The sequence below is a fragment of the Candidatus Thermoplasmatota archaeon genome (assembly GCA_022848865.1).
GTDB lineage: Archaea > Thermoplasmatota > Thermoplasmata > RBG-16-68-12 > JAGMCJ01 > JAGMCJ01.
In genome coordinates this window covers 1-6,360 of record JAJISE010000065.1, presented here as the reverse complement: position 1 = coordinate 6,360, position 6,360 = coordinate 1, and the positions used below count along the sequence as shown (strand labels likewise).

The window sequence follows — 6,360 nt, the reverse complement described above, 5'->3', positions numbered from 1 at the left end:
AGAAGGGATATTTGCACCATGGACGCAACTGTGATCGCGGGAAAAAGGGCCCTTCATCAGGCGAAGAGAACGCCGAAGGACGTGAAGGTCGCCGAGGTCCATGACAATTTCACTATCGCTGAGATAATGGCCGTCGAGGATCTGAGGTTCTTCGAGAAAGGGAATGGTGGTGCGGCCACTGAGGAAGGACTCACTGCCCTGAACGGGGAGGTGTCCGTGAACACCTCTGGCGGGCTCAAGGCCAGGGGACAACCCGTCGGTGCAACCGGCGTCGCTCAGGCCATTGAGATCGTGCGGCAGCTCAGAGGAGAGGCGGACAAGCGCCAGGTGGACGATGCGACCACGGGCCTGATCCACAACGTCGGCGGGACCGGGGCAACGGCCGTCGTGCACATTCTCGAAAGGGGTGATTGAATGGCGATACCGAGGTTCTGGCGGGAAACGCCCAGCCGGTACAACCTGTTTGCATCGAAATGCGGGAACTGCGGGGAGGTCCACTTCCCGCCGAGATCCGTATGCCCGAGCTGCCACAGGAAGAGCATAGGCAGGATGAAGTCCATCAAGCTGTGTGGCTCAGGGAAGATCCTATCCTATTCCGTGGTCCACGACGCTCCGGAGGACTTCGAGATGCAGAAGCCGTACATCATCGCGATCATAGAGATGAAGGACGGCGTGAGGCTGACCGCGCCCATCATTGACTGCGACGAGTGCGACATCGACATAGGGTCGGAGGTCGAGGCGTCGTTCCGCAAGCTCGGCCAAGAGGGGAAGGCCGGCGTGATCCACTACGGGTACAAGTTCAAACCGTTGAATACGACACCTCCAGAGAAGTAGCTCCCCGCGAAGCGATGTACGACCCTATCGAGAGAAGTGAGCGCATCGAGAATGATGTTTGCGCAGGAGCGAGCAGGAAGTACTATCGTTTTCGCCCGGCGAGATGGTATGGCGGGATAGTGACCGGTGATGTCGTCGGGTGCAATCTCCTCTGCCTCTTCTGCTGGGCTGGGGATGGCATATGGGGCCGCACGGACGTGGGGAAATTCTACGACGCGGAGCAGGTCTATGGAAAAATGGAAGGCATCTCGAACGAGACCGGACACAAGCTCTGGCGGCTGAGCGGGCAGGAACCGACCATAGGAAGGGAGCACCTCCTTGGCCTCCTCGGACTCGTGAGCCAAAGCCCCTACAACTTCATACTCGAGACGAACGGGATCCTGCTCGACCGCCCCTACGCCGAGGACTTGGCGGGCTTCGGCAGACTGCATGTCCGCGTTTCTCTCAAGGGGTCCAACGAGGAGGAGTTCGCGAGGCTCACGGGCGCGAGCAGGGGATTCGACCTTCAGCTGGGTGCCCTGTCGAACCTGAAGGATGCAGGAGTCTCCTGTCACCCGGCCGTGATGAGCTCGTTCTCGGATGTGGAGGAGCTCTCCCCCCTGAAGGACAGGCTCACGTCGATCAGCAGAGCGCTCTCCCGTGACCTGGAGGTCGATGAGCTCATAGTGTATCCCCACGTGAAGAGGAGACTCCGAGCTTCAACGGTCCAGTCGAGGGACGATGAGTGATAAATTAGAAATACGATGACCATGTATATCTGCGGTTGAGCGCTATGGAAGTCAGGCTTCTGGACCTTAAGAAAACGCAGATGAGGATCGAGATATTGGGCGACGAGACCATAATATTCCCCCTTTTGAACCAGCTCCTCAAGGACAAGGATGTCTCCGACGCGAGGTACGTTTCGGGTCACCCGCAACTTGACAACCCCGAGATTTTTGTGCGAGTGAAGAAGGGAAGACCCCAGACTGTTCTCAGGCGTGCCGCGAGGGAACTCTCCAAGGAGTTCGCTCAGTGCAAGACCCTCATCGAGAAGAAAGCCAAATGATGTGTTCTCGATGGAAGATGTTCTAGGAATCGAGGCTTTCCTCACGAATCTCCCTGGGATTGGCGGGAGGCTGAGGATAACGCCCGAGGACTTCGTCGTGGAGGAGATTTCTGTTTCCCTGCCCGTTGCCGATGACGGGCGCTACGCCGCCGCGCGGGTACGGGCCAGGAATTGGGAGACCAACCGCTTGGTCAGGCACCTCGCGAGGACTCTGAGAATTTCCAGAAAGAGGATCAGGTTTGCAGGAACAAAGGACAAGAGGGCGGTGACCACCCAGCTCGTCCAGTTCGACGATCCGCCTGAAAGCCTGGAACGGCTGAACATCAAAGATGTCGAGATACTGGATGTCTTCAGAACTGATAAGAGGCTGGAACTCGGAGACCTCCTTGGGAACCTCTTCCGAATCGAGATCGGCGACATAGGAATGTCCCAATCGGACACCCTTGGGAGAGTGTCGAGGATTGCGGATTCCATCATGGAGATCGGTGGATTCCCGAACTTCTTCGGCGTCCAGCGATTTGGTGCCGTAAGACCCGTCACCCACATAATCGGAAAGAAGATCTGCCAGGGAGACTTCGAAGGGGCGGTCATGTCCTACATTGGAAACCCGTTCCCGACTGAGGCGGAAGATGTCCAAGCGGCGAGGAGGTCCGTCGACAGCAGCAGGGATTTCCCGGAAGCTCTCAGGACATTCCCAAGGCATCTGTCGTTCGAGAGAGCTATCCTCAACCATCTGGTCACCAACCCGAACGATTTCGCGGGTTCGATTCAGAGCCTCCCGCTCAACCTCCAGATGATGTTCGTCCACGCGTATCAGTCATATCTCTTCAACAGGATGCTCAGCGAGAGGCTGAACAGAGGGCTTCCCCTGAACGAGGTGATCGTGGGTGATGTCATCCTTCCCGCAACGCAGGACGGGCTTCCGGACAGGAGGGAACACATCCTGGTCAATGAAGGGAACATGGCGAAGGCCACGAGAAGGGTCAGGGAGGGAAAAGGTTTCGTGAGCGGGATCATCTTCGGCGCCGAACCGCGCTTCGCGAGCGGAGAGATGGGCGAGATCGAGGAATCCGTCAGAGAATCGGAGGGAGTGGAGCCCGAGGACTTCCTCATTCCGAAGATCCCCAGGATCTCATCGAAGGGGTTGCGCAGAGAGATCCTTGGCCCGCTCAAGGACTTCGAGTTCCAGGTAATGGATGAATCCGTCAGGATGTCGTTCGGATTGATACCCGGTTGCTACGCGACATCCCTCCTGAGGGAATTCATGAAAGGGGATATGATGGACTACTGAGACCAGTGTTCCGCTATATCATCCCCCAACTGTGCTCACAGTTTCCCACGAAGCGGCCCAAGTCCGAAAGCGTCCTCGTCTTCTGACCGCACCTGAAGTCGAACTTCACCACATTCACAGGGTACTCGTTGTAGTGCAGGTATGTGCAGAAGTACCGGAGAAAGGGCTGCTTCACCTTCCAGCAGGCCCGAGAATACGCCTTCATAACCATCTCTATGCTCCTGTTCTCCTCGCGCCCACGGAGCGTGAATGTCGGGAGGTCGTTCTCGTAGGTCTTGTGCATACTGATCTTCTTTATCCTATGGAACTCCCCGTCGGAGGGGTCGTAGAACTGCCAGCCCTTGGAGAGCGTGCGTTCCCCCCAGTCAAGCCTGCTTTGGTGACCGTAAGACCTGCGAAGGGCGGGAGGTCCAATGTGAGGCATGAAATAATCCACGTAGCAGCCGGATTCCGTGTGGAAGACCCCCCAGTACCAGGGCGATGTCGGACTGTTTATCCGCACCTTCTGGAAGTAGGCGGTCCCCTCCTCTTCCGTCTCAGTGCCGTCGATGACGATCCGTCCGCTTGCCCGACTTCCCCTTATCTTGTGCATCTGATAACCTAGATTGGCGAGATAGGTCTTGCCTGTGGGTTCGATCCGGGACAGGAAAGGTGTCCACGGTGACACCTTCATCTCGACTTCCAAGCCAGGTCTTTCAATTGAGATGATGTAGTCGTCGCCCTTCTTCGAGAAGCTATAGGTATTATCATTCTTGAGAACAAGCGCGCCCTCTTCTTCGTTCCAGTCCGACGTCATCGTCCCTTGGTCCGCGAAGAAAGGCTCCATCATTCTGCTCCCGTCATAGAACCACGAGGAGCACATACCGTAGAACGTCAGATGGTTCCCTTCACGCTGGATATCGAACCTCTTCCGCCAGGGGATATCATTGACCTCGACAAACTCCGTGTTTCTCGTTCCCCAGAGAATCATCAACTGTTTCGTTCTGTCCGGATTCTCGGGGTTCTTGAGAAAGAAAATGAGCCACCACCACCACCAGGTCCGGTTCTTCAGCTCACCGGTTCTGTCTGTGTTCATGATTTTCGGGAAGCTCACGATATTGGCAAGAATGGTTTGCTATAAATTTGTTCCCGCCAACGCCTCTGTCGCCAGGAGAGTGGACTCAGCGTTCTGTGTCCTTGAAGGTAAAATACTCACAGTTCGGCTGCCCAATCCTCACAACTCTCGTGCCCTTCTCATGAGAGACACAAAAATCCTAAACGTTTTTGGCAACCCCTCCAAAACATCTTCCTTAATCTCAAAGGGAACACACTGGCTGTCGTTCGTTTGCGGGTTGTTATCGTTGGTTTGTGGCACATCTGAGATGATGTCATCTCTGGTCTGGCAGCCGCTGTCCTTTTGGCACATCAACGCAAGGCGTCTAGCAGTGGTTCTCCCGACTCCTAGTCTAGATGCTATCTGAGACCAGGAAAGCCCCAGAGACCGCAGTTCTGCGGCTCTTGCAGGGAGTTTTGGGTCTCCTCTAGACTCCATAACTGTGGGCCTTCCTGGTTTTCTCCCAACCTTGTCGATGCCTTGTCTGTTGCCGTGCCGTGACATCATATCTCCCTAGCTATCTGGCTTCCCGTTTTCGTCGCACTTCACATATGAGTTCGTCATTTCTGGCCTCCCATCCCTTCTTCCTTCATCAGAGGATGATGTTCCCTGACGATTCGTCTGTCTTCTTCGAAATTTCCCTTCTTGTAGTACTTCTCCTTGGTTCGAACGGTGTGTCCCGCAATCCTGGCTGTCGCATCCCTGTCGGCTCCTGCAACATCTGTGTGCCTTTCGCCCGCTTCCCTCAGGGCCTTGCAGGTTACTAGACGGATCTCTCTTCCCTCCTTCGTGTGACCAACCACCATTTGCACTCCCGCCGATTTGGCATTACTGTGCACGATCCTCTCCGCCTGCCTCGTGGACAGCCTCTTCCGTCGACTGTTCGTTATGAGTGGCCCTCTCTTCCTTCGTTGAAGATAGCGAATAATCAGGTCTCTGGTATAGTCGCTGAAGAAGACCTGTCTCTGCTGATAGATCGTGTCGACATGCACCCTTTTTTCGTCCTCGAGCCTGAAGATGGCCCTGCCCTTTGGATGGCGAATGATGATGGAACAATTGTCGAGGTCAACATCACGGACGTCGGCCTTCATTTGTTCGCCCACTCTGGCCCAGGTCTCGTACAGCAACCTTATCAACAGTTCGTCCCTCATCGCCTTCCACATCTGAAACTCGGTCGCGTTTTCGGGCAGTCTCCTGGGCGACAGGCAGAGCCTCGCGCATTCTTCCGTGGTAAGTCCTCTCGCTTCCGTCCTATTCCTTGCTTTCATTCTACGGGACACCTCACAGGGGTTTGATTCCTGGCAAAGAGAATAATAGAAGTTCCCTAATTAACTCTATTAACACATGCATAGTATTGAGGCCAACGAGGGGACCGCAATGCCCAAGAAGATGAGCTACGAGGAGCTGATGAGGGATTCATTCACCTGCAAGATACTGAAGAAGTACAGGGAGAGGGGAACGTACGTCATCAGAAGGAGAGAACTCAAGGATGATGACATGAACGACATGACCTTGCAGAGGCGCCTGGACAGGCTGTGCAAGGAAAACGTTCTGATGAAGGTGAACAAGAAGGGGAAATCGATCAACGGAGGCAAGGAGGCCCCCGAGACCTATTACGAGTTGTTCGGGGAACATTGGAAGGTAGCCGTGAAGTCAGCCGACCTGGAGAGGCTGAGAGAGCAGTGGGTGGGAAGGATGTGCTCCGGGTCGCTTACCACTGTCTATGGATTCGACATTTCCGATTTCGGGGAGGACGAAGAGGACAGGAAGAGATTTCTCACGATCCTGGGAAAGATGGAATCGCTTGCCAGGGGTCTCTTGCTGTTGAAGATCGGGGTTCTTCGAAGAGTGCTGGAGAATACATACGCCACATTGGATGAGGGGAAGTCTGACCCCATCACGATCTGGATGATGAAGTATTACGCGTGGACAACCTCGATGGCTCCAATTACGGGAGTGGAACCAGGAAGAATCGAGGACTTCATAGCTGCCGCGCTGAAAACCGTCTTCCTTTCCCTCAGTCTTGACCAGAAGGTTTCGGAGGATGAGGTGAAGAAAGTCGCTGATGACATTCCACTGGCGGTGGCACTAACCGGC

The 6,360-nt window shown here is 55.1% G+C and carries 8 protein-coding genes; 6 read left to right on the top strand and 2 right to left on the bottom strand.

Annotated features, from left to right (window positions below):
• The 5 genes from LN415_09225 to truD form a co-directional block, all read left to right on the top strand.
• Nucleotides 1-414, top strand: a 414-nt coding sequence (locus LN415_09225) for a thiolase domain-containing protein (protein ID MCJ2557266.1), incomplete at its 5' end; no start/stop codon positions are given.
• Nucleotides 415-834, top strand: a complete 420-nt coding sequence (locus LN415_09220; GenBank protein ID MCJ2557265.1) for a Zn-ribbon domain-containing OB-fold protein — start codon at nt 415-417, stop codon at nt 832-834.
• Between the two features lie 14 nt (nt 835-848).
• Entirely contained in the window at nt 849-1,562 is a 714-nt protein-coding gene (locus LN415_09215; protein MCJ2557264.1) for a radical SAM protein, read from the top strand.
• Between the two features lie 44 nt (nt 1,563-1,606).
• A complete protein-coding gene (locus LN415_09210) occupies nt 1,607-1,879 on the top strand; it encodes a hypothetical protein (protein ID MCJ2557263.1) in 273 nt (90 codons plus the stop codon).
• Nucleotides 1,880-1,889: 10 nt separating this feature from the next.
• Nucleotides 1,890-3,170: a tRNA pseudouridine(13) synthase TruD gene (gene truD / locus LN415_09205; protein ID MCJ2557262.1), complete on the top strand. Its 1,281-nt coding sequence runs from the start codon at nt 1,890-1,892 to the stop codon at nt 3,168-3,170.
• 13 nt (nt 3,171-3,183) lie between these two features.
• Here truD and LN415_09200 read toward each other — a convergent pair whose 3' ends face one another.
• A complete protein-coding gene (locus tag LN415_09200) occupies nt 3,184-4,245 on the bottom strand; it encodes a hypothetical protein (protein MCJ2557261.1) in 1,062 nt (353 codons plus the stop codon).
• Between the two features lie 578 nt (nt 4,246-4,823).
• Nucleotides 4,824-5,531, bottom strand: coding sequence for a tyrosine-type recombinase/integrase (locus LN415_09195; GenBank protein ID MCJ2557260.1), 708 nt, complete (start codon nt 5,529-5,531; stop codon nt 4,824-4,826).
• Between the two features lie 109 nt (nt 5,532-5,640).
• Between LN415_09195 and LN415_09190 the strand changes: the two genes are divergently transcribed.
• The coding region (locus tag LN415_09190) for a hypothetical protein (GenBank protein ID MCJ2557259.1) at nt 5,641-6,360 on the top strand (720 nt) is incomplete at its 3' end.